We start from the raw sequence: 25,582 nt of genomic DNA, 5'->3' as shown, positions 1-25,582 counted from the left end.
GAGGGGTGGGGAGGACGGGGTCCTTCCGTCGAAACTACAGCCCGGCGGCGGCGCTCACCGCCCGGCGCGTCAGCACGGTGGCCAGGTGCTGCCGATAGTCGGCCTGGGCGTTCAGGTCGCTGCTCGGCTCGGTGCCCTCCGCGGCCCGCGCCGCGGCCGCACCCACGGCATCCGGCGTCGCCTCGGCCCCGGCCAGGGCCTCCTCGACGGCGCGGGCGCGCAGCGGCGTCGGCCCCATGTTGGTCAGCCCGATCCGGGCCTCGGCGATCCGGCCGTTCTCCCGCCGGACGACGGCGGCCACCGCCACGATCGACCAGGCCTGGGCCACCCGGTTGAACTTCTCGTACCGCATGCCCCACTCCCCGGCGAGCTTCGGCACCCGCACCTCGACGAGCAGCTCGCCCTCGCCGACCGCGGTGGTCAGGTAGTCCACGAAGAACTCACTGGCCGGCACGGTGCGCTGCCCCGACGGCCCGACGACGACGAACTCGGCGTCCAGCGCCAGGGCCACCGCCGGCAGGTCACCGGCGGGGTCGGCGTGCACGAGCGCCCCGCCGAAGGTGCCACGGTGCCGTACCTGCCGGTCGGCCACGGTGCCGGTCGCCTCGGCGATCAGCGGTGCGTGCTCGGCGATCAGCGGGTCGGAGAGGACGTCGGAGTGCGTCGTCATGGCGCCGATGACGATCGCGTCGCCGTCGTCCCGCACACCGCGCAAGCCCTCGACCTTGCTCAGGTCGACGACGGTCTCCGGCGCCGCCAGCCGCAGCCGCATGACCGGGATGAGCGACTGCCCACCGGCCATGACCTTGACGTCCTCGCCGCCCGCGGCGAGGGCCTGCAGCGCCTCGTCCACCGTCGTGGGCCGGGCGTAGGCGAAGGGTGCGGGGATCATCGGTCGCCTCCCAGCGACGAGGCGTCCGTGGAGACGCCGGCAGTGGTCTCGGTCTGCGCGCCGCCGTAGGCGTTGCTGCCGGCGGCGGCGCGATCACCGCCGTCACCGCCCTGATGGATGGCCCGCCAGACGCGTTCGGGTGTCAACGGCATGCGGATGTCGCTCACGCCGAGATGCCGGACGGCGTCCAGCGCGGCGTTCACCACCGCGGGAGTCGACGCGATGCAGCCGGCCTCGCCCACGCCCTTGGCACCGATCGGATTGCCGGGCGCGGTGTGCACCGTGTTGCCGGTGTCGAAGTGCGGCAGGTCCGCCGCCGAGGGCACCAGGTAGTCCACGAACGTGCCGGTGGTGAGGTTGCCGTCGGCGTCGTAGATGGCCTCCTCGTACAGCGCCTGGGCGATGCCCTGCGCCAGGCCGCCGTGGATCTGCCCCTCGACGATCAGCGGGTTCACGATCGTGCCGATGTCGTCCACGCAGGCGTACTTGCGGATCTTCACGAACCCGGTGTCGGTGTCGACCTCCATGGCGCAGAGGTGGGTGCCGTGCGGGAAGGAGAAGTTCTCCGGGTCGAACGTCGCCTCGGCGTCGATCGAGGGCTCGATGCCCTCCGGGTAGTCGTGCGCGGCGAAGATCGCCAGCGCGATCTCCTGGATGCTGATGCCGGCCCCTGGCGTCCCGCGCACGGAGAACGTGCCGCCGGAGAAATCGAGGTCGTCCTCGCTGGCCTCCAGCAGGTGCGCGGCGATCTTCCGCGCCTTGGCGATCACCTTGTCCGCCGCCTTCACGACCGCGGACCCGCCGACGACCAGCGAGCGCGACCCGTAGGTGTCCAGGCCGCGGGGCGAGATCGCGGTGTCGCCGTGCAGCACCTCGACGTCCTCGAACGGAACGCCGAGGGAGTCGGCGACCAGCTGGCTCCACGCCGTCTCGTGGCCCTGCCCGTGCGGCGTCGAGCCGGTGACGACCTCGACCTTGCCGGTGGGCAGCATCCGGATCGACGCCGACTCCCAGCCGCCGGCCCCGAAGGAGAGCGAGCCGAGCACCCGGGAGGGCGCCAGGCCGCACATCTCGGTGAAGGTCGAGATGCCGATGCCCAGCTGCACCGGGTCGTTCGACTCGCGACGCTGCTGCTGCTCGGCGCGCAGCTCGTCGTAGCCGAGCAGCTCCAGCGCCTGCTGCGTCGCCGTCTCGTAGTCACCGCTGTCGTAGGCCAGCCCGGCGACGGTGGTGAAGGGGAACTCGGCGGCGTCGATCCAGTTCTTCCGCCGCAGCTCCATCGGGTCCATGCCGAGCTCGACGGCGAGCTCGTCCATGATCCGCTCGATCGCGAAGGTCGCCTCGGGCCGCCCGGCGCCGCGGTAGGCGTCGGTGGGCACCTTGTTGGTGAAGACGCCGTCGCACTCGAAGCGGTAGGCCGGGAACTTGTAGATGCCCGGGTACATGAAGGCGCCGAGCGCGGGCACCCCCGGCGTGATCAGCCGGAGGTAGGCGCCCATGTCGGCCAGCAGCCGCACGCGCAGGCCCTTGACATGGCCCTCGCGGTCCGCGGCGATGTCCACGAACTGGACCTGGTCGCGGCCGTGGTGGGCGGTCATCAGCGACTCGCTGCGGGTCTCGGTCCACTTGACCGGCTTGCCGAGCCGGCGGGCGATCAGCAGGCAGAGGATCTCCTCCGGGTTCACCTGCAGCTTCCCGCCGAACCCGCCGCCGACGTCGGGGGCGATGACGCGCAGCTTGTGCTCCGGGATGCCGGTGACCATCGCGGCCATCACCCGCAGGATGTGCGGCACCTGGGTGGAGGACCACATCGTGTAGTTGTCGCCCTGCGGCTGGACGACGACCGAGCGCGGCTCCATGAAGGCCGGGATCAGCCGCTGCTGCACGAAGCGCCGGCTGACGACGACGTCGGCGCCGGAGAACGCCTGCTCGGTGTCGCCGCCCGTGCCCATCTCGCCGGCGTCGAAGACGAAGTGGTAGCTGGTGTTGGACTCCAGCTGGTCGTGCACGAGGTCGGCGCCGTCCTGCACCGCCTGCTCCATGTCCAGCACGACGGGCAGCAGCTCGTAGTCGATGTCGGTGAGCTCGACGGCGTCCTGGGCGGCGGTCTTCGACCGCGCCACGATGATCGCGACCGCCTCGCCGACGTGGTTGACCTGGTCCACGGCGATGGAGGGGTGGCCCGGGTTGACCATGTCGGGGGTGACCGGCCAGGCGCAGGGCAGCGAGCCCTGCTCCTCGGCGAAGTCCTGCCCGGTGTAGACGGCGACGACGCCGGGCGCCTCGCGCGCCGCGCTGACGTCGACGTTCGTGATCCGCGCGTGCGCCACGGGCGAGCGGACGACGGCGAGGTGCAGCATCCCCGGCAGCACCGTGTTGTCGGTCCACGTCGTGCGGCCGGTGATCAGCCGGGCGTCCTCCTTGCGGCGGCGCGCCTTGCCGATCTCCTTCTCCGGCGCCGGCGTCCCGGTGCGGTCCTCGACGGCGGTCACGACTGCGCCGCCACGTGCGGAGCGGCGGCGGTGTCGACCACTGCCGGCGAGACCGAGGCGGGCGGGACGGAGCCGTCGCCCGTCCCGTCCGATCCGCCGCGCATCTCGGCCGCCGCGGAGCGGACGGCGCGGACGATGTTCTGGTAGCCGGTGCAGCGGCAGAGGTTCCCCTCGATGCCCTCGCGCACCTCGTCGTCACTGGGGTCGGGGTTGTCCTTGAGCAGGTCGATCGAGGCCATGATCATCCCGGGCGTGCAGTAGCCGCACTGCAGGCCGTGCATCTCGTGGAAGGCCTTCTGGACCGGGTGCAGCTCCGCACCGCGGGCGAGGCCCTCGATGGTCGTCACCTCGCAGCCGTCGGCCTGGATCGCCAGGACCGTGCAGCTCTTCACGGCCTCGCCATCGAGGTGCACGGTGCAGGCGCCGCAGTTGCTGGTGTCGCAGCCGACGACCGTCCCGACCTTGCCGAGCTGCTCCCTCAGGTAGTGGACCAGCAGGGTCCGCGGTTCGACGTCGTCGGTGTAGGACGCGTCGTCCACGCGCACGGTGATGGGGGTCATCAGTCCTCCGCTTGGTTGCAGGGGTCGCCGGCACCGCGGTGAACCGCGGGGCCCGACCCGGAGTCTGCACCCGGAGGAGTGACTTAGGCCACGCTGACCTTCGCGGGATCCGGAACTCCGGCCCCGGCGTCGTCGGCGAGCCGGCGCAGCTCCCGCCGCCGCAGCAGCGCCGAGGCGGTCAGCGCGACCAGGCCGAGCCCTGCCAGGCCGGCACCCACCATGCCCGGAGCGGTGTAGCCGAGCCCCGCGGCGATGACCAGCCCACCCAGCCAGGCGCCCAGCGCGTTGGCCGCGTTGAGCGCGGAGTGGTTCAGCGCCGCGCCCAGCATCTGCGCCTCGCCGGCGACCTCCATGAGGCGCATCTGCAGGCAGACGACGAGCGCCGACGCGGTGGCGCCGACGGCGAAGATGAACGCCACGACGGTGAACGGCGTGCGGGCCGCCAGGGGGACCAGCGCCAGCAGCACGCCGGTCGCGATCATGGTGCCCACCAGGGAGCGGAACAGCGCGAGGTCGGCGAGCCGCCCGCCGAGCGCCGTCCCCACCACGCCGCCGGCGCCGAAGGCGAACAGCACCCACGGGATCGAGCCGCGGGACATCCCGGTCACGTCGGTGACCAGGGGCGCGATGTAGCTGTAGACGGCGAACATCCCACCGAAGCCGACGACACCGACGACCAGCGTGAGCAGCACCTGCGGCCGGCGCAGCGCGCCCAGCTCCGAGCGCACGGTGGCCTCCCGGTTGCCCGGGGCGCCGGGGACGACGGCGGTGACCGCGGCGATGGTCAGCAGCGCGATGACCACGACGGCCCAGTAGGCGCTGCGCCAGCCGAACTCCTGGCCGAGCCAGGTCGCGGCGGGCACCCCGCCGAGGTTGGCGAGCGCCAGGCCGAGCATGACCGAGCTGACCGCACGGCCGCGCAGGTGCGGGGCGACGAGCGAGGCCGCGACCAGCGAGGCGACGCCGAAGTAGGCGCCGTGCGGCAGGCCGGCCACGAAGCGAGCAGCGAGCCGTAGCCGGGCGCGAGGGCGGTCAGCGCGTTGCCGACGATGAAGGCCACCATCAGGACGAGCAAGAGGGCGCGGCGCGGCAGCCGGGTGCCCAGCGCCGCGATGACCGGAGCCCCGACGACGACGCCCAGCGCGTAGAGCGAGATGACGTGGCCCGCGGTGGGGATGTCGATGGCGACGCCCTCGGCGATGTCCGGCAGCAGCCCCATCGTCACGAACTCGGTGGTGCCGATCGCGAAACCACCCAGCGCCAGCGCGACGACGGCGGCCACCAGGCGGCCGGTGGACAGGGGCGGTGCGGGCGGAGCGGAGGTCACTCCGAGGGCGAAGGCGCGGGACGGGGTGCGCATTCCCGGAGCGGCGAGTCCCCGCTCACGGCCGGGGCGGGCGGACCGGCAGCAGCGCGCGGAGGTCGCGGGCACGGAGCGCTCCGGCCCAGAGCCCGGCCCCGTAGGCGAGGTCGTCCAGCCGACGCGATCCGACGTGACGGACCGGTCCGGTCCGGGATCGGTGCGGCCACCAGGCGAGCAGCCCGTCGGCTGCCGCCACGGCCAGCAGCGGCGTCCAGCGACGGGAGACGGCCGCCGCGGTGACGGCCAGCGGCCAGTGGTGGCGGGTGGTCGCCCGGGCCAGCGACTGCCCGGAGGCGGCCAGCCCGCGCGCGGTCAGCACGGCCGCGAGGACGACGGGCAGCGGCTCCCCCGGGCGGCGCAGCCGGCGGCCCAGACGCACCCCGGTGGCGCCGACCAGCCCGGCGGCCGCGACCCGGCCCCAGCGGCCACCGGCCACGGCGAGCACCCAGGTCAGAGCCGTCTCCGGCGCGATCACCACCGGCGCCACCAGACCGCCGTGCCGCGCGGCGAGGAGGGCGGCCCCGGTGCCGTAGAACGCCCGGCGGAGCAGCCACTCCCCCAGCTCGGCCGGGTGCTCGTGCGCCACTTCGGCGGCGGGCTCGTAGCGCACCCGCCAGCCCGCGCCGGTCAGCCGCCAGATCAGGTCGACGTCCTCGGCCACCCGCATCGAGGGGTCGAAGCCGCTCCCCAGCGCCGCCCGCCGCACCACCAGCGCCGCGCTCGGCACGTAGGAGACCGCCGACAGCGGGCGGACCGCCGCGGGCCGCGCACCCATGTCCAGCGCTCCGGCGACGTCCTCGTACGCGCTCGTCCAGCCGCGGGCCGCGCCGGCGAGCGGCACGATCCGCGGGGCGACGGCGGCGAGGCGCGGATCGGCGAGGTGCGGCAGCAGGCGGCCCAGCCAGCCGGGCAGCGGCACGCAGTCGCTGTCCAGGAACGCGACGACGTCGGTGCCCGCCGCGGCCAGCCCGGCGTTGCGCGCCGCAGCGGGCCCCCGAGAGGCGGGATGCCGGACCACCCGCACGCCCGGAGACGCCCGCACCGGCTCGCGCGAGCCGTCGTCCACCACCACGACCGGCAGCTCCGCCGTCTCCGGATCGGCGCGGAGCGCCGCGAGCAGCCGGTCGAGCTCGAGATCCCGGTCGCGCACCGGAACCACCACGGTCACGTCGCGGTCGCCGACCGGGGGGAGGGAGGGGGAGGCCACCCCGGCGTCGAGCAGGTGCGCGGCGAGGGCGGCCGTGGTCGCGTCCCGCACCTCCAGCCGGTCCGAGCCCAGCAGCGCCGCGGCGCGGGGTGCGAGGCGCAGCAGCCGGAGCGGCGAGCCGCCCAGCAGCGTGGCACCGCCGTCCCGACGGCGCGTGCGCGGATCCAGCCGGACGGCGAACCCGTCGGGCAGCCGGCCGTCGGGCGGCGCGGGGACGACCAGCACGCCACGGACCCTAACGACGCCGCCCCGGCGTCGGGCTCGCGACGTCCGCGTGCTTAGGTAACCCTTACCTGAGCTCGATCGAGGAGAAGTCATGTCCGTCCGCCCGTCCTTCCGCAGCGCCGCCGCCCTCGCGGCCGCCGCCGCTCTCGTCCTGTCCGGCTGCGGCGGTGGGAGCGACTCCGCCGACGACCGCGAGCCGTCGTCCGGCTCGGGGGCGTTCCCGGTCACCGTGAGCACCGCCTTCGGCGACGTCACGATCGACGAGGAGCCGCAGCGGGTCGTCGCGCTGGGCTGGTCCGACGCCGAGACGGCGCTCGCCCTGGGCGTCCAGCCCGTCGGCGCGAGCGACTGGCTGGGCTTCGGCGGCGAGGGCGTAGGCCCGTGGGCGGAGGGCCAGTACGACGAGGCGCCGGAGATCATCGAGACGATCGAGCCGAGCCTCGAGGCGATCGCCGCACTGGAGCCCGACCTCATCCTCGACACCCGTTCCAGCGCCGAGCAGGACCGCTACGAGTCGCTGTCGAAGATCGCCCCCACCGTCGGTCAGCCCGAGGGCGTCGGGCCGTACCAGACCACCTGGCAGCAGCAGCTCGAGCTGGTCGGGCAGTCGCTGGGCAAGACCGAGCAGGCCGAGGAGCTGGCGGCCGAGGTCGACCAGGCCTTCTCCGACGCCGCCGCGGAGCACCCGGAGTTCGCGGGCACCGAGGTCGCCGTCGGCGCGTACACCTCCGAGGGCTTCGGCGCCTACGTGCGCGGCGACGCCCGGGTGGAGTTCATGGAGCAGCTCGGCTTCGAGAACAAGGCCGAGATCCAGGACCTGGCCGGCGAGAACTTCTTCGTGTCGGTGGGCGAGGAGGAGGTCCCGCTGCTGGACGCCGAGCTGACCGTCGTCTTCCCGATCTTCGTGCAGGCGTCGGAGTTCACCGGCAACCCGCTGTGGCAGGGGCTGGGCTCGGTCCGCGAGGGTCGCGCCGTCGTCCTCGAGGACACCACGCTGACCAATGCCTTCTCCAGCGGCTCGGCCGGCGGCATCCGCTACGCGCTGGAGAACGCGGTTCCGCTGTTCGCCGACGCGCTCTCCTGAGGCCCGGGACCCCGCCGGGCGCTCACTCCAGGAGCCGCCCGGCGGGGTCCACCCGCCACTCCCGCACCGCCGCGACCAGCCGGCGGGTCAGGTCCGCCACGAGCTCCTCGCCCTCCGCCGCCGAGGCCCCGGCAGGGTCGCCGAGGACGCCGTTGAGACTGACCGCGCGCACGCCCTCGGCCTGCATCCGGGGCAGCAGCTCGCGCAGCGGCGCCGTCGCTCCCGCCTCGGCCCGGTCCTCACGCACCGCAGCTGGTTCCACGTGCAACATCAGTGACGTCTCGGTGCGCCCGGCATGGGCGTCTCCCCCGGGAACGGCGAGCGGCCACCAGGCGACGTCGCGCCCCTCGGTCCGGAGCAGCGGCACCGCGGCGCGCAGGGCGAAGAAATTGCCACCGTGCCCGTTGACGACCAGCAGCCGACCCGCCCACCGGCAGGCCGAGCGGCCGAACTCCACCAGCAGCGTCGTGAGCGCCTCGGTGCCGATCGACACGGTTCCCGGGAAGCCCTCGTGCTCACCGCTCGCCCCGTAGGCGATCGCCGGGGCCAGCAGCGCGCCGTCGAGTGCGGGCGCTGCGGCCCGTGCCACGGTCTCCGCCGTCCGGGTGTCGGTGGTCAGCGGCAGGTGCGGGCCGTGCTGCTCGACCGATCCCAGCGGAACGACGAGCAGCGGCTGGTCGGGGAGCTCGGGCCAGGTCGTCGCGTCGAGCGAGGTCACCGCCGCAGCCTCGCACGGCGGCAGACTGCTCCCATGGCTCCCCGACGCTGCCCCTGCGGATCCGGCCTGCTCTACGACGAGTGCTGCCGCCCGCTGCACGCCGGGGAGCGGACGGCGGCGACCGCGGAGCAGCTCATGCGCTCCCGGTACAGCGCCTTCGCCGTCGCCGATCCCGGCTACCTGCTCGCCACCTGGCACCCGACCACCCGGCCGCGCGAGCTGGACCTGGACGCCGGCATCCGCTGGCTGGGCCTCGACGTCGTCGCCACGACCGGTGGCGGGATGCTCGCCGCCGAAGGCACGGTGGAGTTCGTGGCGCGGTACGCGGGAGGCGAGCAGCACGAGGTGAGCCGGTTCGTGCGCGAGGACGGCGCCTGGCGCTACCTGGCCCCCGCGTGATGGACGGCGTCCGGGTGTCGGCAGCGCCGGCGCGGGGCACTGGCTCGACATGACGACGGAAGACACCCGCAAGGTCGCCGAGCTCATCAAGGGCGAGCGCTTCGCATTCCTCACCACGATCGCTCCCGGCGGCAAGCTGACCAGCCGGCCGATGACGCTCCAGGAGGTCGAGTTCGACGGCGACCTCTGGTTCTTCGCCGAGCGCGGCTCGCACCCGGTGCTGCACATCGCGGCCACGCCGCAGGTGAACGTGGGCGTCGGCTCCGGCGGGACCTGGGTGTCGCTGACCGGGAACGCGGTCGTGGTGGACGACGTCGCGAAGAAGAAGGAGCTGTGGAACAGCGGCGTCGAGGCCTGGTTCCCGCAGGGTCCGGACGACGACAGCGTCGTGCTGATCAAGGTCGACGGTGACTCGGCGGAGTACTGGAACGCCCCCGGTGGCCGCCTCGCCACGGCGTTCAGCTTCGTGAAGGCCAAGGCCACCGGCGAGCGCATCGAGTCCGGCGAGAACGAGAAGGTCGAGCTCTAGCTCCGTACCCCTAGAGCTCCGTACCCCTAGCCCCGCACGACCGCGCCGAGGGCGGCCCCGGCCTCGTCGGCCGGCTGCGGGCGGGCGAAGAAGTAGCCCTGCGCCTGCCCGCACTGGAGGTCGCGCAGCGCCAGCCGCTGGGAGTCGGTCTCCACGCCCTCGGCGACGACGTCCAGCCCCAGGGTGCGGGCCAGCTCGACGATCGAGGCGATGAGCGTCGTCGCCGACCGGCCGGCGGGCAGGTCGGTGACGAAGCTGCGGTCGATCTTGAGCACGTCGGCGGGAAGCCTGCGCAGGTAGGACAGGCTGGAGAACCCGGTGCCGAAGTCGTCGATGGCGATCCGGATGCCGAGCGCCCGCAGTGACTCCAGCTGGGCGACGACGGCGTCGACGTCGCGGACCAGCACCCCCTCGGTGAGCTCCAGGGTGAGCAGCTCGGCCGGGAAGCCGCTCTCGGTCAGCGCCGCGACCACATCGGTGACGATGTCGGTGTCGAAGAGCTGGCGCGGCGAGAGGTTGACCGCCATCCGCAGCGTGTCGTCGCGCTCGCGGAGCCAGGTCGCGCCCTGGTGCAGGGCGGTGCGCAGCACCCAGCGCCCGATCTCGACGATCGCGCCGCTCTCCTCGGCCAGCGGGATGAACTCGACCGGCGGGACCAGCCCGCGCTCGGGATGACGCCAGCGGACCAGCGCCTCGAAGCCGGTGGTGCGCCCGTCGGTCAGCCGGACCGTCGGCTGGTAGTGCAGCTCCAGCTGCTCGTCGACGACGGCGGCGAGGAGGTCCTGCTGCAGGCCGGCGCGGCGGCGGGCGGCCTCTGCCATCCCGTCGGCGTAGCCCACCAGGCGGTTCTTGCCCTGCGCCTTGGCCAGGTGCATCGCCAGGTCGGCGTTGCGCAGCAGCGCGCCGGCGGTGCGATCGTCATCGGCGGCCTCGGCCACACCGATGCTGCCGTGCACGGTCACCAGACCGTCGTCGAGGGGGACCGGGAGCGCGAGCGAGACCAGCACCCGCTCACCGACGGCGTGCGCGACGTCCGCGTCGCCGGCGACGACGACGGCGAACTCGTCGCCACCGATCCGGGCCACGACGTCACCGGGCCGCACGCAGGCGCGCAGCCGCTCGGCGACCACGCGGAGCAGGTCGTCACCGACCGCGTGGCCGCGGCTGTCGTTGACGTCCCTGAAGTCGTCGACGTCGATCATCAGCACGCTGACGGCGCCGCCGCGGTTCAGCGCCCGGGCGGTGACCTCTTCCAGCTGCGTGCGGTTGGCCAGGCCGGTCAGCGAGTCGCTGAGGCCCTGGTTCTCGTTGTGCCGCCAGGAGGCGAGGTGGGCCAGGCTCGCGGCGAGCACGAAGGCGGCATGGATGCCTGCCCAGGTCCACGGGGAGTGGGTCGCCGCGGCGTGCCCGAACACCGAGTGCGGGTAGATGGTCCCGAACAGGCCGTGGTGGACGCTGACGACCACGAGCGCGATGCCGAAGGGCACCCAGCTCTGGTAGAGCGAGACGACGCCGATCATCACGAAGAACGAGAAGTGGGCCTCCGTGACGCCCGACCACAGGTGGGTCAGGGCGACACAGGCGCCCATGAGGCTGACGGTGGTGGCACCGGCGCGCAGGGCGCGGCCGAATCGCGGAACGGCGGCGAGCGCGGCGGGCCCGGCCACGACGGCGAGCACGAGGACGGCCGTGGGTTGGTCGTAGCCCCTGAACCAGGCGAGCAGCACGAGCGCCACGGCGGCGGTCATGCAGAGCCGCACGATCGCGCGGTGGCGGCGCTGCCACACACCCTCCGGCAGTTCACGTCCCCGGGGGAGGAGACCGGTCACCCGGGCGGCCAGCTCTGCGATCACCTTCCCGGCATCGGCGGTTCCGGAACAAACCTGTAGCGTCCGGCGTCTCACTCCCCCGAGCGAGGGGGAGCGGTCAGCCGGCCGTGAGCCCGGCCAGCGGCGACTCGTCGCAGGCCTTCACCGGGATCGACGGCATGCCCAGCAGCGTGGGCTGACCGCGGACCGGTCCCTTGTGCGAGTGGTCGATGGAGCTCTTCGGGGTCACGAGCCCGAGGTCGCGGGCGGCCAGCGCCGTCTCCCCGTAGCCCTGCACGCACTCGGGGTCCGGGCCGTCCAGCGGCAGCCCGGTGAAGAACTTGGCCGCCATGCAGCCGCCGCGGCAGGCGTCGAAGTGGGCGCACTTGGTGCAGGCGCCGCCGGTCTGCGGGTTGCGCAGGTCGGCGAACAGCTCGCTGTTCTGCCAGACCTGCTGGAAGCCACCGGGCGAGCGGACGTTGCCGGCGAGGAAGTTCTCGTGGATCGCGAACGGGCAGGCGTAGACGTCGCCGACCGGGTCGATCAGGCACACCACTCGGCCGGCGCCGCACAGGTTCAGCCCCGGCAGGGACTCCCCGAGCGCCGAGAGGTGGAAGAACGAGTCGCCGGTGAGCACGTTGTCGCCGTTGGCCAGCAGCCAGGCGTAGAGCTCGCGCTGCTGGGCCTGGGTGGGGTGCAGCTGGTCCCACACGTCGGCGCCGCGGCCCGACGGGCGGAAACGGGTGATCCGCAGCTGGGCGCCGTAGGAGTCGGTCAGCGCCTTGAACTGGTCGAGCTGGGAGACGTTCTCCCGGGTGACGACGACGGAGACCTTGAAGTCCTTCATGCCCGCCTCGGCGAGGTTCTCCAGCGCGCGGGTGGCGGTGGCGAAGGAGCCGGCGCCGCGAACGCGGTCGTTCACCTCGGCGGTGGCGCCGTCCAGGGAGATCTGCACGTCGACGTAGTCGGTCCGGGCCAGCTGGGCGGCCCGGACCTTGTCCAGCTTCACGCCGTTGGTGGAGAACTTGACGCCGACGTCGTGGCCGATGGCGTAGTCGAGCAGGTGCCAGAAGTCCGGCCGCACGGTCGGCTCGCCGCCGCCGACGTTGACGTAGAAGACCTGCATCCGCTGCAGCTCGTCGATGACGCCCTCGGCCTCGGCGGTGGAGAGCTCGCGGGGATCACGCCGTCCCGAAGAGGAGAGGCAGTGCACGCACGCCAGGTTGCAGGCGTAGGTGAGCTCCCAGGTCAGGCAGATCGGGGCGTCCAGGCCGTACTCGAACTGGTCGATCAGCCGGCCGCCCTCGGGCCGCTGCGGTCGAGAGGGAAGGACGGCGGTCACGCGGACTCCCGGGGAGTGATCATCTGGGAACGGGCGAGATCGGCCAGCGCCTTCGCGTAGGCGGGGCGCTGGGCCTCGGGCACGCCGCAGGCGACCAGGGTCGCCTCGGCGGAGGGGTGGTCGGCCAGCGAGGTCACGACGGCGACCAGCATCTTCGACTTCAGGAAGGAGAGCTTCCGGTTGCCGAAGTGGTAGACCAGCGCGCCGAACGGCTCCGGCCGCAGCGCGACCGACCGGGCCTTCTGCCAGGGCAGCGCGGGGTCGAACTCGACGTCCACGACGGGCCCGGCCGGAGCGGTCATCTCGGCCTGCGGATCAGTAGACGCCGCACATGCCGTCGATCGAGACCTCTTCGACCAGCGACTCCTCGACCAGGGCCTCCTCGACGGGAGCGGCCTCGACGGTGGGCTCGACGACTGCGGTCTGCTCGGGCATCTGCACTCCTGGGGTGAGCGAGGTCACTGACGGTGGGCCGAGGCTAGTGGCACCCAGTGCCAGTGAGCAAGTGACCCCCGCGGTACGCCGAAAGCATCCTCCCGGCGGCGCAGCGCGGCAGGATGGAGCCGTGACCTCCACCGACGCCCCGGCCGAGGCGCCGCGCGCCCGGGTCGAGCGCGCGGCGCTCGAGCTCTTCACCTCCCGGGGCTTCGACGCGGTCCCCGCCGAGGAGGTCGCCGATGCCGCCGGCATCAGCCGCCGCACGTTCTTCCGCTACTACCCGGCCAAGGCCGACGCGGTCTGGGGCGACTTCGCCGCGCACGTCGCCCGGCTCGACGGACTGCTGCGGGCGGCCGGGCCGGACCGTCCGGTGCTGGCCACGATCTGCGCGGCCTACGCGGAGGTGAACGACTACGGCGAGGCGGACCTCCCCGTGCTGCGCCAGCGGATGCGGCTGATCCTCACCGAGCCGGCGCTGCAGGCCCACTCGCAGCTGCGGTACGCCGAGATCGACCGCGTCGTGGCCGCGCACGTCGCGCGCAGCAGCGGCGACGACCCGTCCGGCCTGCTCCCCCGCCTCGTCGCGGCGAGCACCCGGGCCGCGGCGACGACCGCGTTCGCCGCCTGGCTCGCCGACGACCGCAGCGACCTGGGCCGCCAGCTGCACCGCGCCTTCGACGAGCTCGCCGCCGGCTTTCCCAGCCTGCGGAGCTGATCCGGCACGGCTGTGGCGCACGTCTCGCCGCGCCCGCTACGGTGGCACTGAGTGCCACGCCGGGTCGGCGAGGCGGACGACGGGAGACCGGCATGGCGAACGCATGGTTCGAGACGGTGGCCGAGGCGCAGCGGCGCGCTAAGAAGCGCCTCCCCAAGGGCGTCTACGGCGCACTGCTCGCCGGCTCCGAGCGCGGACTGACCGTCGACGACAACACCAGCGCCTTCGGCGAGATCGGCTTCGCGCCGCACAGCGCAGGTCTGGCCAACGAGCGGAACATGGCCGTCACCGTTCTGGGCCAGGAGCTCTCGCTGCCGGTGATGATCAGCCCGACCGGCGTGCAGGCGGTGCACCCCGACGGCGAGGTCGCCGTCGCCCGGGCCGCGGCCAACCGCGGCACCGCGATGGGGCTCTCCTCCATGGCCAGCAAGCCGATGGAGGAGGTCATCGCCGCCAATCCGAAGACGTTCTTCCAGCTCTACTGGGTCGGCGACCGCGACCTGATGGCCGCCAAGGTCGAGCGCGCCCGCAACGCCGGCGCCGCGGGCCTGATCGCCACCCTCGACTGGTCGTTCTCCCACGGTCGCGACTGGGGCTCTCCGTTCATCCCGGAGCGGATCGACTTCGAGGCCGTGCGCCGCTACGCACCGCAGGTGGCGCTCAAGCCGAGCTGGCTGTGGGAGTTCGCGAAGACCCGGTCGCTGCCCGACCTCACCGTGCCCAATATGGTCCCGGTCCCCGGCGCCCCCGCGCCGACCTTCTTCGAGGCCTACGGCCAGTGGACGCAGTCCCCCATGCCGACCTGGGAGGACGTCGCCTGGCTGCGCAGCCTGTGGCCGGACGCGCCCTTCATGCTCAAGGGCGTCATGCGCGTGGACGACGCCAAGCGCGCCGTCGACGCCGGCGTCAGCGCGATCTCGGTGTCGAACCACGGCGGCAACAACCTCGACGGCACCCCGGCCTCGATCCGGGCGCTGCCCGCGGTCGCCGAGGCGGTCGGCGACCAGGTCGAGGTGCTGCTCGACGGCGGGATCCGCCGCGGTGGCGACGTCGCCAAGGCCCTCGCGCTGGGGGCCAAGGCCGTGATGCTCGGCCGCGCCTACCTGTGGGGCCTGGCGGCCAACGGCCAGGCCGGCGTGGAGAACGTGCTGGACCTGATGCGCGACGGCCTCGGCTCGGCGATGGTCGGCCTCGGGCGCCCGAACGTCGGGGATCTCAGCCGCGACGACCTGGTGATCCCGCCGGGCTTCGAGCGCCAGCTCGGGCAGTCCGCCGTGGCGCGCGCCAGCGAGGAGTCCTAGCGCCTCCGGGCTGGCAGGATCGCAGCGGTGAACGAGCCGGTCCGCCAGCACGACCTCCGCGTCTCCGACGCCGAGCGCTCCGTCGTCGCCTCCGGGCTGCAGCGAGCGCACGACGCCGGGCAGCTGGACCTGTCGGAGTTCGACGAGCGGGTGCGCGACGTGTGGGCCGCGCGCACCCGCGGCGACCTGGACCGGGTCACCGCTGACCTGCCGCCGCTCCCGGCACCGCCCGGGCCGCGGAAGGCGTTCACCGACGACGACGCCGGCGGCGCGATGAAGGTGCTGCTGATCATCTGGTTCTGCCTGAGCCTGGTGAACCTGACGGTCTGGGGGATCCTCGAGTCCACCGTCGGCGACATCCACCCGTGGTGGCTCTACGTGGCGCTCCCGCCGGGCGCCGTCCTCGGAACGCTGTACGCGATCGGCATCGGCCGCCCGCGCAGCTGATCAGCGGGCGGACCGCACCACCCGATCGGGCCGGATCCGTACGGCGACGTCCCGGCCGAGCCAACGCCGCAGCATCCCGGTCGGGTCCTCCACCCGGACCTCGGTCCCGTCGGACCGGCGCACGAGCAGATCGGCCGTCAGCTCCGCCTCGCCGTCGCCCAGGACGTCGTCGAGCCGGCACGGTCGCCCGTCGACCAGCACCTCGGGCTGCGGCACGAGCGAGCCCGCGAGGCGGCGCCCCGCCCGGCCACGCCGCTCCACCAGCGGCCCGGAGCGCAGCGGAGGCGTGCGGCTGTCGGTGGCCAGGCGGGCGACCGCGGGGATGCGGCGGACGGCGGCGAGCACGACCCGGCGAACGACCGCAGCGCCGCGACCGCCCCCGGTCATCAGCGCGCCGAGCAGCAGCGCCACCCGGATCAGCGCGCGGGCGTGCGGCTCGCGCTCGGCCCGGTAGGTGTCCAGCAGCTCCTCGCCCGCCTCCCCCGCCAGGACGGCGGCGAGCTTCCAGGCGAGCTGGTGCACGTCACGCAGCCCCAACCCCAGGCCCTGACCCACGAACGGCGGGCTCAGGTGCGCGGCGTCGCCGGCCAGCAGCACCCGCCCCGACCGCCACCGGTCGGCCACCTGCGCGCGGTAGGTGTACTCGACCGCCCGCAGCACCTCGACGTCGCGCAGGTCCGGGAGGAACTCAGCGAGCCGGGCCGGCGTGGTCAGCTCCGCCGCCGTCTCCCCCGGCAACAGCCGGAACTCCCAGCGGTGCCTGTCTCCGGTGACCGGCATGAACGTCGAGGCCCGGTGCGGGTCGCAGACCTGGTGCACGCCGGGCCACAGGTCCAGGTCGCGGTCGGAGCGCACGTCGAGGACCAGCCAGCGGTCGGCCCGGCCGAGATCGCGCATGCGGGCGCCGATCAGGCCCCGCACGGTGCTGCCGGCGCCGTCGCACCCGAGCACCGCGGCCGCCCGGACGGACCGGTCCTCCCCGGACGCCCGGTCCCGGGCCACCACCGTCGTCCCGCCCTCGGGCAGATCGGTGACCTCGACCCCGCGGCGCAGCTCGATCCGCGGATCGGCCGCGACCGCGTCGGCGAGCACCGCCTCCAGGTCGGGCTGGTGCACGAACGACCCCTGCGGCCAGCCGTTGACGCCGGCGTCCGGGTCGCGGCGGAACTCCGCCAGCACCCGGTGCGCGCCGTCCAGCAGCCGCAGCCCCGCCATCGCCCGGGTCCGCGGTGCGAGCGCATCGGCCACGCCGGCGGCCTGCAGCACCCGGAACACCTCGTCGTCCAGGTGCACCGCGCGGGGCAGCGCATACGGCTCCCGGTGCCGCTCCAGGACGACGACGTCGATCCCGCGACGGGCGAGCAGCAGCGCCGCGGTCAGCCCGACCGGCCCGGCACCGACCACGACGACGGGCAGGCCGGACACCCGGACAGTGTGCGACACCCGGTGTTCCGCCGTCCTCGTGGTCGAGATCTTGACGCACAGACGCCCGCTCAGCAGGCTGTGACCCGGGGCACACGCGTGTGCCCCATCACCCGCGACGGTGCGGGCCTGGCGAGAGGACGTACGTGAAGACCAAGGGCGCGATTCTGTGGGGCGTGGGCGAAGAGTGGTCGATCGAGGAGATCGAGCTGGGTGATCCGCGCGCGGGTGAGGTGCAGGTCCAGCTGGCCGCCTCCGGGCTCTGCCACAGCGACGAGCACCTGGTCACCGGCGGCACCCCGGTCGCCTCGTACCCGGTCATCGGCGGGCACGAGGGCGCCGGCGTCGTCACCAAGGTCGGGCCGGGCGTGACCGGGCTCAAGGAGGGCGACCACGTCGTCACGGCGTTCATCCCCGCCTGCGGCATGTGCCCGCCCTGTTCGCGCGGGCAGCAGAACCTCTGCGACCTGGGCGCCAGCCTGCTGGCCGGAACCTCGATCTCCGACGGCAGCTACCGGATCCAGGCCAAGGGCCAGGACGTCATCCCGATGTGCCTGCTCGGCACGTTCTCCCCGTACATCACCGTGCACCAGGCGTCGGTGGTGAAGATCGAGCCGGACATCCCGCTGGAGATCGCCGCGCTCGTCGGCTGCGGCGTCACCACCGGCTGGGGCTCGGCGACGAAGGTCGCCGACGTGCGCCCCGGCGAGAACGTCGTCGTCATGGGCGCCGGCGGCGTGGGCATGAACGCCGTCCAGGGCGCGGCCGCGGCCGGCGCCAAGCGCGTGATGGTCATCGACCCGGTCGCCTCGAAGCGCGAGTGGGCGATGGACATGGGCGCCACGCACACCTTCGCGAACATGGAGGAGGCCGCTCCGGCGATCAACGAGCTCACCTGGGGCCGGATGGCGGAGAAGACGATCATCACCGTCGGCGACATCCAGGGCGAGGACATCGCCGCGGCGCTCAGCGTGACCGGCAAGGGCGGCCGCGCCGTCGTCACCGGCATGGGCAACTACGCCAACGTCGACGTGAAGCTCAGCCTCTTCGAGCTCACCCTGCTGCAGAAGGACCTGCAGGGCGCGATCTTCGGCGGCCTCGCCCCGCGCAACGCCATCCCCGAGCTGCTCTCGCTCTACCAGGAGGGCCAGCTGAAGCTGGACGAGCTGGTGACGACGAAGTACAAGCTCGAGGACGTCAACCAGGGCTACCAGGACATGCGCGACGGCAAGAACATCCGCGGGATGATCATCTACACCGACGCCGACCGGTAGAAGGTGACCGGCCCTCACTCAGGCCAGTAGCCGGGTGAGGGCCGGGCCCAGGTCCCTCAGCGACCGCACGGCGGCCACCGAGCCGCCGCCGCGGGCGGCCAGCGTCCGGGACGCGGTGAGCGCCCCGTCCTCGTCCCCGCCGTCGGGCAGCGGGCAGAGCACGTCCAGCCGGTCGATCCCGGCCAACGCCGACTCGGCCGGATCCCCGGCGGTGGAGAGGCAGTCCGAGAGCAGCACCACGATCCGCTCGTCGGCGTGCGCCGCCGAGCGCAGCTGCACCGCGGCCGCCCGGAGCGCAGCGGCGACGTCGGTCCTCCCATGACCGCGCAGCCCCACCAGCGCCAGCACCAGGTCCTCCGGCGCCCGGTGCCGGCCGTGCCCCTGCAGCACCTCCACCCGGTCGGAGAAGGCCAGCACGCTGGTCTCCAGCCGCTCCCCGGACGCCAGCACGACGCCGGCGGCCGCCACGGCGGCGATCGCCACTCCCAGCCCGCTCATCGACCCCGAGCGGTCCACCACCAGGCAGACCGCACGGCGGGACCCCGTCCACCGCCGGGCCACCAGGTCCTCGGGCGCCGGCGGCCACGGGCCCGTCCACCGGTCCAGCGTCCGCTCCAGGTCCAGGTCGCCGTCGCCGCCACGGGCCGGGGTCAGCCGCCGGGTGCCGCGGGCGCGCGCCGCGCCCACCCGGCCCACCTGCACGAACACCCGGGCCGCCAGCCGCCGCGCGGCCGAGCGCAGCTCGCGGTCGGTGGCCAGCGCGAGGTCGGCCAGCAGCGCCGCCGCCGCATCCGGATCGGCGCCCATCAGCGCCGCGAAGGCCTCCTCGTCGAGCTCGCCCACCTCGGGGCTGACCTCGTCGAAGGAGGCGTGCCGCAGCTGCAGCTCCCGCCGCGCGGTCTGCTTCGGGCCGCGCCGTCCCGCCCGGTCCGGCCGATCCTGGCGGCTCTCCCCGCTGTCCGGGCCCGCCGTCTCAGACGGCAGGCCCGCCGCTTTTCCCGGGCCGTCCCCGGGAGCCGGCGGCACTGCATCCGGCGCATCGCCGCCCGGCGGCTCGGCGTCGGCGGGCCACACGCCGTCGAGCAGCTCGTCGAGCACGCTCTCCGGCGTCCGCTCCACGCCCTCGGTCACCCGGATCCGGCCGGACAGCGCCGCGTGCAGCGCGTCGCGGGTCGCCTCGCGCGCGCCCGGGTCGTCCAATCCGGTGAGCCCACGCAGCCGCAGCAGCCCGTCGAGCAGCAGCACCAGGTCGATGGCGCCGCGGACCGAAGAGCCGGTGCGCAGGTCGCGGTGCTCCCGGGTCGCCCGCACCAGGGCCACGGCCAGCTGCACGCGAGAGGGCGCGCCGCCGGTGACCGCCGCGACGATCTCCCGTTCGGCGTCCTCGCTCTGGTAGCCGAGCACCACCCGGCACATCCGGTCGGCGATCGCCTGCCCCACCCGGGCGGTGCCGATCGCGTCGAAGGGGTTCATCGCCGCGATCAGCCGGAATCCCGCCGTCGCCCGCACGGTGCCCAGCCGGGGCACGGCGATCTCGCCCTCGGTGAGCACCGTGATCAGGACGTTGAGCGTCTCCTCGGGGATGCGGTTGAGCTCCTCGAGGTACAGCAGCCCCGAGCCGCGCATCGCGGTGAGCAGCGGGCCGTCCACGAAGCTGCCGGGCAGGTAGCCCTCCGCCATGACCGCGGCCGGATCGTAGGAACCGACCAGGCGGGCGGGCGTCAGCTCGGCGTTGCCCTCGACGAAGACGACGTCGTGCCCGGTCTCCCCCGCCACGGCCCGCAGCAGGGTCGACTTGCCCGTGCCCGGCGGCCCTTCGAGGACGACGTGCCGGTTGGTCTCGAGCGCGACGGTGAGCACCTCGCGCTCGCGGCGGAGACCGATGACGGGACCGGGCAGCGCGCGACCGTCGGTCACCGGGCTCCTCTCCTGCGAGACGATGCCGCCGAGTCTGCCCTGCCGACGGCCCACCGGGAAGCGGTCAGGCCGGACCGGCCGGAACCCCTCCGGTCAGGAGCCGCCCATCATCTCCGTGAGGTCGATGGGGTCCTCGGGCGCGGAGATGTCCTCCTTCTCGCCGAACCGGCTGAACTCGATGGTGCCGGCGGAGTCCCCGTCGTTGCGGATGGACACCGGGTACGACGGGTCGTCGTCCCGGACGGTGAGCTCGCTGCCGTCCTCCTGCTCGACGACGACGACGTCCTCGCCGTCGACCTCCTCGGAGCGGACCTCGTCCTTGACCTCGCTCTCCGGATTGCGGAGCTGGTCGACCATGCCGGCAAGGGAGAACTCGCTGAAGTCACCGGCGACGTCCTCCGGGACGAGCACCCAGCGGCCGTCGAAGTTCGCGGCGATCGACTCGGGCATGCCGAACGACGCCCAGAACTCCGGCGCGGCCTGCAGGTGGGAGACGCCGTCGACGGTGAGCAGCTGCAGCTCGATGTCGCCGAAGGACAGCGTGCCGGTGGCGTCCTCGCCCTGCAGGTGGATATCGACCGAGGACATCTCGCCGTCCTGCTCGATCTCGCCGGCCATGTGCACCGAGTCCGCCTTCTCGAGGGCGTCGGCCGCGGCGTCGGCGACCTCGGGGCCGGTCTTGCCCTCCAGCGGACCGCCGCCGCAGGCGCTGAGCAGCAGGGTGGCGGCCGCGACCGTGCTGGCGGCGGTGAGCTGACGGATGCGCATGGGAGTCCTCCGGGGGAGCGGGTGTCGCGCAGAACCTACGTCCGGCCGGGCCCGGGGGCCCGACCGGACGGGTGGACGATCAGCCCCCGAGGGTGGTCAGGTCAACCGGGTTCGGCGGGGCGGCGATCCCAGCGGGCTCGCCGAAGTCGCTGAACTCCACCATTGCCGGAGCGTCGCCCTGCTCCTCGATCACCAGCGGGTAGGGGTTCTCGTCGTCGTCCCGGGTGGTGAAGGTGCTGCCGTTCTCCTGGGTGACGACGACGACCTTCTCGCCGTCCAGCTCGTCGGTGGTGACCTCGCCCTTCACCGTGTCGCCGCCGGAAGCGCGGAGCTCCGCCACCAGGCCCGACAGCGTGAGGGACGCGAACGACCCGGCCGCCTCGGCCGGCATGAGCACCCACTGGCCCTCGAGCTGCCCGGCGAACTCGGCCGGCATGCCGAAGGAGGCCCAGAAGTCGGCCGGCGCCTGGACGTAGGCCTGCCCGCCGACGGAGATGAGCTCGACGCTGACGCCGTCCATCGTGATGCTGCCGGCGACGTCATCCCCCTCGAGCTGGAGGTCGAGCTCCTGGACCGCGCCGTTCTCATCGATGGAGCCGACGACGTGGGCCGCGCCGGACTCCTCCAGCGCGGTGAAGGAGGCGTCGACGACCTCGGCGGCCTCCATCCGGCTGAGCTCGCTGCCGCTCGCGCCCGACGCGGAGTCCGAGCCGGACTCGTCGGAGCCGCTACAGCCGGCCAGCAGGAGGGCCGCCGCCCCGGCAAGGGCGAGTCGTCGCATGTGCATGGAACTCCGTCCGTCGTGGTGCCGACTCCCGTGGTCCGGGAGCCGGTCCCCCGATCCTCCCCCGCCGCTCAGCGCCGGTGCGGCGCCAGGGCCCGTACCGCGCCTGCCGCCGCGGGGTCCAGCGGAACGCCGCAGGTCAGGACGGCGGCGCCGATGCCCAGCACCCCGTCGGACAGCGCGGCGCAGCGGACCCCGGCCCGTCCGCGCAGCCCGCGGTGTGCGCCGGGCGCGAGCACGACGTCCATCCAGGCACACGGATTCGCCGGCCGGCCACCCCGGAGCACCACAGCGCCTTCGCCGCAGTCCAGCGTGAACTCCTGGCCGCGCAGCGCCTCCACCTCGACCCCGCGCAGGACCACGTTCCGGCGGGCCAGCAGCGGGTCGACGCGGCCGGTTCCCAGCTCGGCGGCCAGCGCCTCCAGCGACTCGGCCGCCAGCACCGTGACCTGCGCGTCGCGATGGGCCTGCTTTCCCGCGTAGCGGTCGCCGACGATGCCGAAGCCGGCGCGCACCTCGAGCCGCTCCCGCCGGTCGGCCGCCTGCTCAGGGATCACCACGCTCGGGCGGCCGTCGTACCGGTGCCCCTCGGACGCCACCAGGCCCACGATCTCGGTGTCGTACGCGTAGGTCATGGCCCCGCGGCAGGGTCCCGCCGCGAGCCTGCGAGTGGTGGGGGGCCGGGGGGTCCTTTATGGATCGGGCCGTCGGTGGCGGCCAGCCGCTCGCCGGTGCCGCCCCAGCGACCGGCGATGATCTCCGCGGCGATCGAGACCGCCGTCTCCTCCGGGGTGCGGGCGCCGAGGTCCAGGCCGATCGGCGAGGAGAGCCGTCCGATCTCCTCGTCGCTCAGCCCCGCCTCGCGCAGCCGGTCCAGCCGCTCGTCGTGCGTGCGGCGGGACCCCATGGCCCCGACGAAGGCGACCGGCGTGCGCAGCGCGACCTCCAGCAGGGGGACGTCGAACTTCGGGTCGTGGGTGAGCACGCACAGCACGGTGCGCTCGTCGATCCGCCCGCCCTCGACCTCCGCCGACAGGTAGCGGTGCGGCCACTCGACCACGACCTCGTGCGCCTCCGGGAAGCGCTTCGGCGTCGCGAACACCGGCCGGGCGTCGCAGACCGTCACCCGGTAGCCGAGGAAGGCGCCGACCCGGGCCACCGCCGCCGCGAAGTCGATCGCGCCGAACACGACCATGCGGGCCGCGGGGGCGAAGGAGTTCACGAACAGGGTCAGGTCGTCACCGCGGCGCTCGCCGTCGTGCCCGACGTGCAGCAGCGCCGTCCGGCCGGCGGCGAGCATGCCGCGGGCGTCCGCGGCCACGGCGTCGTCGAGCCGCGCGGAGCCGAGCGTTCCGGCGGCGCGGTCCGGCCAGAGCACCAGGCGCCGGCCCAGCCGGTCGTCCGGCCCGGCCACCACTGTGACGACGGCGACCGGCTCGTGCCGGCCCACCGAGGCCGCGACCTCGCCGAGCTCGGGAAAGGACTCGCGCGAGATCTGCTCGACGAAGACGTCGAGGATGCCGCCGCAGGTCAGGCCGACGGCGAAGGCGTCGTCGTCGCTGACGCCGTAGCGCTCGAGCGTGGGCACGCCGGTCTCGACGACGTCCTTGGCCTCCTCGTAGACCGCACCCTCGACGCAGCCGCCGGAGACGCTGCCGACCGCGGTGCCGTCGGGGCCCACCAGCATCGAGGCGCCGGCCGGACGCGGCGCCGAGCGCCAGGTGGCGACGACGGTGCCGACGCCGACGGTCTCCCCCGCCTGCCACCAGCCCACCAGCTCGTCCAGGACATCACGCATGGAGTTCATCCTCTCCGGCCCCGTCCAGAGGCTCATCCCGAGCTCGCGAGGGATGAGGAGGACGGGGTCCTTCTTCAGGCACGGTGGATCACCCCGGACAGCTGCTCGAACGCGGCCATGCTGTGGCCGGCCACGAAGTGGTCCACCGAGGGCAGCACCGCCTGCATCCCGCCGGTGAGCGGCTCGTACCCGTCCCGGCCCTTGTGCGGGTTCACCCAGACGACGGCGTGCGCGAGCCGGCGCAGCCGGACCATCTGCTCGCCCAGCAGCCCGGCGTCGCCCCGCTCCCAGCCGTCGCTGCAGACGACGACCACCGCGCCCCGCGCCGTGCCGCGCTGGCCCCAGCGATCGAGGAACGCCTTGAGCACCTCGCCCAGGCGGGTTCCGCCGGACCAGTCGGGAATCGCCTGGCCGCTCGCCTCCAGCGCCCGGTCGGCGTCCCGACGGCGCAACTCGCGGGTCAGCCGGGTCAACCGCGTGCCGATCGTGAACACCTCGGTCGACGTCGGCCGCGCCCGCACCGCCGCGTGCGCGAACCGCAGCATCGCGTCGGCGTAGGGGGTCATCGAGCCCGAGACGTCGACCAGCAGCACGACCCGCCGCGGTCGCGGGCGCGCGCGCCGGTGCCGCAGCCGGCGCACCTCCCCGCCGTCGCGCAGGGCGGAGCGGACGGTCCGGGCCGGGTGGACGGCGCCGCGCGTCGCCGGCCGCCGCCGCCGGGACGGGCGCATCGGGGCGGCCGGCACCAGCAGGGCGAACAGCCGCCGCAGGTGCTCCCGCTCGGCCGGGCTCATCGTCCCGACGTCGCGGTGCCGCAGCACCTCGTCGGCGCTGGCCCGGGCCGCCAGGTCGGGGGCGTCCGCGTCGTCGCCCTCGCCGCTGCCGGCGTCCAGGGGCGCGGAGGCGGCGAGCCGGGGTGGCGTGGTCGTCCTCGCTCGCGACGTCCGCGGGCGCTCACCGGAGAAGAAGGCGGCGAAGGCGGCGTCGTAGCGATCGAGGTCGTCGGGGCCGCCGCAGAGGGTCAGCCGGCCGGCCCAGTAGACGTCGCCCCGGTCCAGCACGCGGAGGTGCGCGAGCGCGGCGAGCATCGCCTCGACCCGGTCCGGCGACGCCGGCACCCCGGCGTGCCGCAGCGTGCGGGCGAACGCCAGCACCGTGTCCACCATGTCCCGCTCAGGCGCGTCCCGTTCAGGCACCGACGAGCGCCCCCGTGCCCAGCGCCTGCACCCGCTCGGTGTCCTCCCGGTACTTGAGCACCGCTCCCAGGGTCCGTGCGGCGAGGTCCGGATCGAGCTCGCGGGCGCCGAGGGTGTGCAACGCGGTGGCCCAGTCCATGGCCTCGGCGATGCCCGGCGGCTTCAGCAGGTCCAGCGTGCGCAGCGTCGCCGTCGCCCGGGCCACCTGGCGGGCGAGCTGCTCGGTGACGTCGGGCAGCCGGCGGCGCAGGATCGCCACCTCGCGGTCGAAGTCGGGATGCGCCAGCCAGTGGTAGAGGCAGCGGCGCTTGAGCGCGTCGTGCACCTCGCGGGTGCGGTTGGAAGTGAGGACGACCAGCGGCGGCGTCTCCGCCCGGATTGTGCCCAGCTCGGGGATGGAGATGGTGAAGTCCGACAGCAGCTCCAGCAGGAACGCCTCGAACTCGTCGTCGGCGCGGTCGATCTCGTCGACCAGCAGCACGCTGGGCGAGTCCTCCAGCGCGCGCAGCAGCGGCCGGGCCAGCAGGAACCGGCGGTCGTAGAGGGAGGCCTCGAGGCTCGCCGTGTCGGCATCCACGTGCGCGGCCTCGGCGGCCCGCAGGTGCAGCAGCTGGCGGCCGAAGTCCCAGTCGTACAGGGCCTGGGACGCCTCGAGGCCCTCGTAGCACTGCAGCCGGTGCAGCGGCCGACCGGTGATCTCGGCCAGCGCGTGCGCCAGCGCCGTCTTCCCGACGCCGGCCTCGCCCTCGAGGAACAGCGGCCGGTGCATCGCCAGCGCCAGGTACGCGGCGGTGGCCAGCCCCTCGTCGGGGAGGTAGCCGGTCGCCTCCAGCGCAGCGGCCAGTTCCGCGGGACCACCGGGGCCTGTGCGCTCGCTCACACCGGGCAGCATCCCACCCGGGC

General features: G+C 74.1%; 24 protein-coding genes and 1 pseudogene. 7 read left to right on the top strand and 18 right to left on the bottom strand.

Annotated features, from left to right (window positions below):
- Positions 1-34: 34 nt before the first annotated feature.
- The 5 genes and pseudogenes from LBW97_RS12240 to mftF form a co-directional block, all read right to left on the bottom strand.
- The gene (locus LBW97_RS12240; RefSeq protein WP_224499661.1) at positions 35-892 is read right to left on the bottom strand and encodes a xanthine dehydrogenase family protein subunit M; all 858 of its coding nucleotides are present in this window, start codon (positions 890-892) and stop codon (positions 35-37) included.
- Entirely contained in the window at positions 889-3,384 is a 2,496-nt protein-coding gene (locus LBW97_RS12235; protein ID WP_224499660.1) for a xanthine dehydrogenase family protein molybdopterin-binding subunit, read from the bottom strand. The genes LBW97_RS12240 and LBW97_RS12235 overlap by 4 nt, the downstream gene beginning before the upstream one ends.
- Positions 3,381-3,944: a (2Fe-2S)-binding protein gene (locus LBW97_RS12230; RefSeq protein ID WP_224499659.1), complete on the bottom strand. Its 564-nt coding sequence runs from the start codon at positions 3,942-3,944 to the stop codon at positions 3,381-3,383. The genes LBW97_RS12235 and LBW97_RS12230 overlap by 4 nt, the downstream gene beginning before the upstream one ends.
- Before the next feature lie 83 nt (positions 3,945-4,027).
- Positions 4,028-5,163 (bottom strand): annotated as a pseudogene (locus LBW97_RS12225) (MFS transporter).
- A gap of 163 nt (positions 5,164-5,326) precedes the next feature.
- Positions 5,327-6,739 (bottom strand): mycofactocin biosynthesis glycosyltransferase MftF, encoded by a 1,413-nt coding sequence (gene mftF, locus LBW97_RS12220; RefSeq protein WP_224499658.1) that lies wholly within the window; start codon positions 6,737-6,739, stop codon positions 5,327-5,329.
- Between the two features lie 91 nt (positions 6,740-6,830).
- Here mftF and LBW97_RS12215 point away from each other — a divergent pair, with 91 nt between their 5' ends.
- Positions 6,831-7,823: an iron-siderophore ABC transporter substrate-binding protein gene (locus LBW97_RS12215; RefSeq protein ID WP_224499657.1), complete on the top strand. Its 993-nt coding sequence runs from the start codon at positions 6,831-6,833 to the stop codon at positions 7,821-7,823.
- Between the two features lie 22 nt (positions 7,824-7,845).
- Here LBW97_RS12215 and mftE read toward each other — a convergent pair whose 3' ends face one another.
- Positions 7,846-8,541: a mycofactocin biosynthesis peptidyl-dipeptidase MftE gene (gene mftE, locus LBW97_RS12210; protein ID WP_224499656.1), complete on the bottom strand. Its 696-nt coding sequence runs from the start codon at positions 8,539-8,541 to the stop codon at positions 7,846-7,848.
- Positions 8,542-8,574: 33 nt separating this feature from the next.
- Between mftE and LBW97_RS12205 the strand changes: the two genes are divergently transcribed.
- Complete coding sequence (locus tag LBW97_RS12205) at positions 8,575-8,940, top strand: YchJ family protein (RefSeq protein WP_224499655.1); 366 nt, start codon at positions 8,575-8,577, stop codon at positions 8,938-8,940.
- Positions 8,941-8,989: 49 nt separating this feature from the next.
- Entirely contained in the window at positions 8,990-9,469 is a 480-nt protein-coding gene (locus tag LBW97_RS12200; RefSeq protein WP_224499654.1) for a pyridoxamine 5'-phosphate oxidase family protein, read from the top strand.
- Positions 9,470-9,495: 26 nt separating this feature from the next.
- Here the strand turns inward: LBW97_RS12200 and LBW97_RS12195 are convergent, their stop codons facing one another.
- From LBW97_RS12195 to mftA, 4 genes are all read right to left on the bottom strand, one after another.
- Positions 9,496-11,322, bottom strand: coding sequence for an EAL domain-containing protein (locus LBW97_RS12195; RefSeq protein ID WP_224499653.1), 1,827 nt, complete (start codon positions 11,320-11,322; stop codon positions 9,496-9,498).
- A 73-nt stretch (positions 11,323-11,395) separates the two neighbouring features.
- Positions 11,396-12,619 (bottom strand): mycofactocin radical SAM maturase, encoded by a 1,224-nt coding sequence (mftC, locus tag LBW97_RS12190; RefSeq protein WP_224499652.1) that lies wholly within the window; start codon positions 12,617-12,619, stop codon positions 11,396-11,398.
- Positions 12,616-12,921 (bottom strand): mycofactocin biosynthesis chaperone MftB, encoded by a 306-nt coding sequence (mftB, locus tag LBW97_RS12185; protein ID WP_224499651.1) that lies wholly within the window; start codon positions 12,919-12,921, stop codon positions 12,616-12,618. The genes mftC and mftB overlap by 4 nt, the downstream gene beginning before the upstream one ends.
- A 13-nt stretch (positions 12,922-12,934) precedes the next feature.
- Positions 12,935-13,054 carry a mycofactocin precursor MftA gene (gene mftA, locus LBW97_RS12180; RefSeq protein WP_224499650.1) on the bottom strand — a complete coding sequence of 40 codons (120 nt, stop codon included), beginning with the start codon at positions 13,052-13,054 and terminating at the stop codon, positions 12,935-12,937.
- Between the two features lie 130 nt (positions 13,055-13,184).
- On the opposite strand from mftA, the gene LBW97_RS20470 reads away from it, so the two are divergent.
- The 3 genes from LBW97_RS20470 to LBW97_RS12165 all read left to right on the top strand — a co-directional run bounded on the left by LBW97_RS20470 (position 13,185) and on the right by LBW97_RS12165 (position 15,520).
- Positions 13,185-13,772, top strand: coding sequence for a TetR family transcriptional regulator (locus LBW97_RS20470; protein ID WP_224499649.1), 588 nt, complete (start codon positions 13,185-13,187; stop codon positions 13,770-13,772).
- 92 nt (positions 13,773-13,864) lie between these two features.
- Complete coding sequence (gene mftD / locus LBW97_RS12170) at positions 13,865-15,073, top strand: pre-mycofactocin synthase MftD (protein ID WP_224499648.1); 1,209 nt, start codon at positions 13,865-13,867, stop codon at positions 15,071-15,073.
- A gap of 27 nt (positions 15,074-15,100) precedes the next feature.
- Entirely contained in the window at positions 15,101-15,520 is a 420-nt protein-coding gene (locus LBW97_RS12165; protein WP_224499647.1) for a DUF1707 domain-containing protein, read from the top strand.
- Here LBW97_RS12165 and LBW97_RS12160 read toward each other — a convergent pair whose 3' ends face one another.
- Complete coding sequence (locus tag LBW97_RS12160; protein WP_224499646.1) at positions 15,521-16,945, bottom strand: bifunctional 3-(3-hydroxy-phenyl)propionate/3-hydroxycinnamic acid hydroxylase; 1,425 nt, start codon at positions 16,943-16,945, stop codon at positions 15,521-15,523.
- A gap of 143 nt (positions 16,946-17,088) precedes the next feature.
- Between LBW97_RS12160 and LBW97_RS12155 the strand changes: the two genes are divergently transcribed.
- On the top strand, positions 17,089-18,216 hold the full coding sequence (locus LBW97_RS12155) for an NDMA-dependent alcohol dehydrogenase (RefSeq protein WP_224499645.1): 1,128 nt from the start codon (positions 17,089-17,091) through the stop codon (positions 18,214-18,216).
- An 18-nt stretch (positions 18,217-18,234) separates the two neighbouring features.
- Here the strand turns inward: LBW97_RS12155 and LBW97_RS20240 are convergent, their stop codons facing one another.
- From LBW97_RS20240 to LBW97_RS12115, 7 genes are all read right to left on the bottom strand, one after another.
- Entirely contained in the window at positions 18,235-20,133 is a 1,899-nt protein-coding gene (locus LBW97_RS20240; RefSeq protein ID WP_308010463.1) for an AAA family ATPase, read from the bottom strand.
- A 93-nt stretch (positions 20,134-20,226) separates the two neighbouring features.
- Complete coding sequence (locus LBW97_RS12140; RefSeq protein WP_224499644.1) at positions 20,227-20,901, bottom strand: hypothetical protein; 675 nt, start codon at positions 20,899-20,901, stop codon at positions 20,227-20,229.
- Between the two features lie 79 nt (positions 20,902-20,980).
- Positions 20,981-21,682: a hypothetical protein gene (locus LBW97_RS12135; protein WP_224499643.1), complete on the bottom strand. Its 702-nt coding sequence runs from the start codon at positions 21,680-21,682 to the stop codon at positions 20,981-20,983.
- Between the two features lie 74 nt (positions 21,683-21,756).
- The gene (locus LBW97_RS12130) at positions 21,757-22,320 is read right to left on the bottom strand and encodes an MOSC domain-containing protein (RefSeq protein ID WP_224499642.1); all 564 of its coding nucleotides are present in this window, start codon (positions 22,318-22,320) and stop codon (positions 21,757-21,759) included.
- The gene (locus LBW97_RS12125) at positions 22,317-23,483 is read right to left on the bottom strand and encodes an XdhC/CoxI family protein (RefSeq protein WP_224499641.1); all 1,167 of its coding nucleotides are present in this window, start codon (positions 23,481-23,483) and stop codon (positions 22,317-22,319) included. Before LBW97_RS12125 ends, LBW97_RS12130 begins: the two co-directional genes overlap by 4 nt.
- 74 nt (positions 23,484-23,557) lie before the next feature.
- A complete protein-coding gene (locus tag LBW97_RS12120; protein ID WP_224499640.1) occupies positions 23,558-24,649 on the bottom strand; it encodes a VWA domain-containing protein in 1,092 nt (363 codons plus the stop codon).
- Between the two features lie 22 nt (positions 24,650-24,671).
- Positions 24,672-25,571: a MoxR family ATPase gene (locus LBW97_RS12115; RefSeq protein WP_255600991.1), complete on the bottom strand. Its 900-nt coding sequence runs from the start codon at positions 25,569-25,571 to the stop codon at positions 24,672-24,674.
- Between the last annotated feature and the right edge of the window lie 11 nt (positions 25,572-25,582).

This window comes from Blastococcus sp. LR1 (assembly GCF_020166105.1).
GTDB lineage: Bacteria > Actinomycetota > Actinomycetes > Mycobacteriales > Geodermatophilaceae > Blastococcus.
The sequence above is the reverse complement of the archived record's forward strand: the minus strand, read 5'-3'. Positions and strand labels throughout refer to the sequence as shown.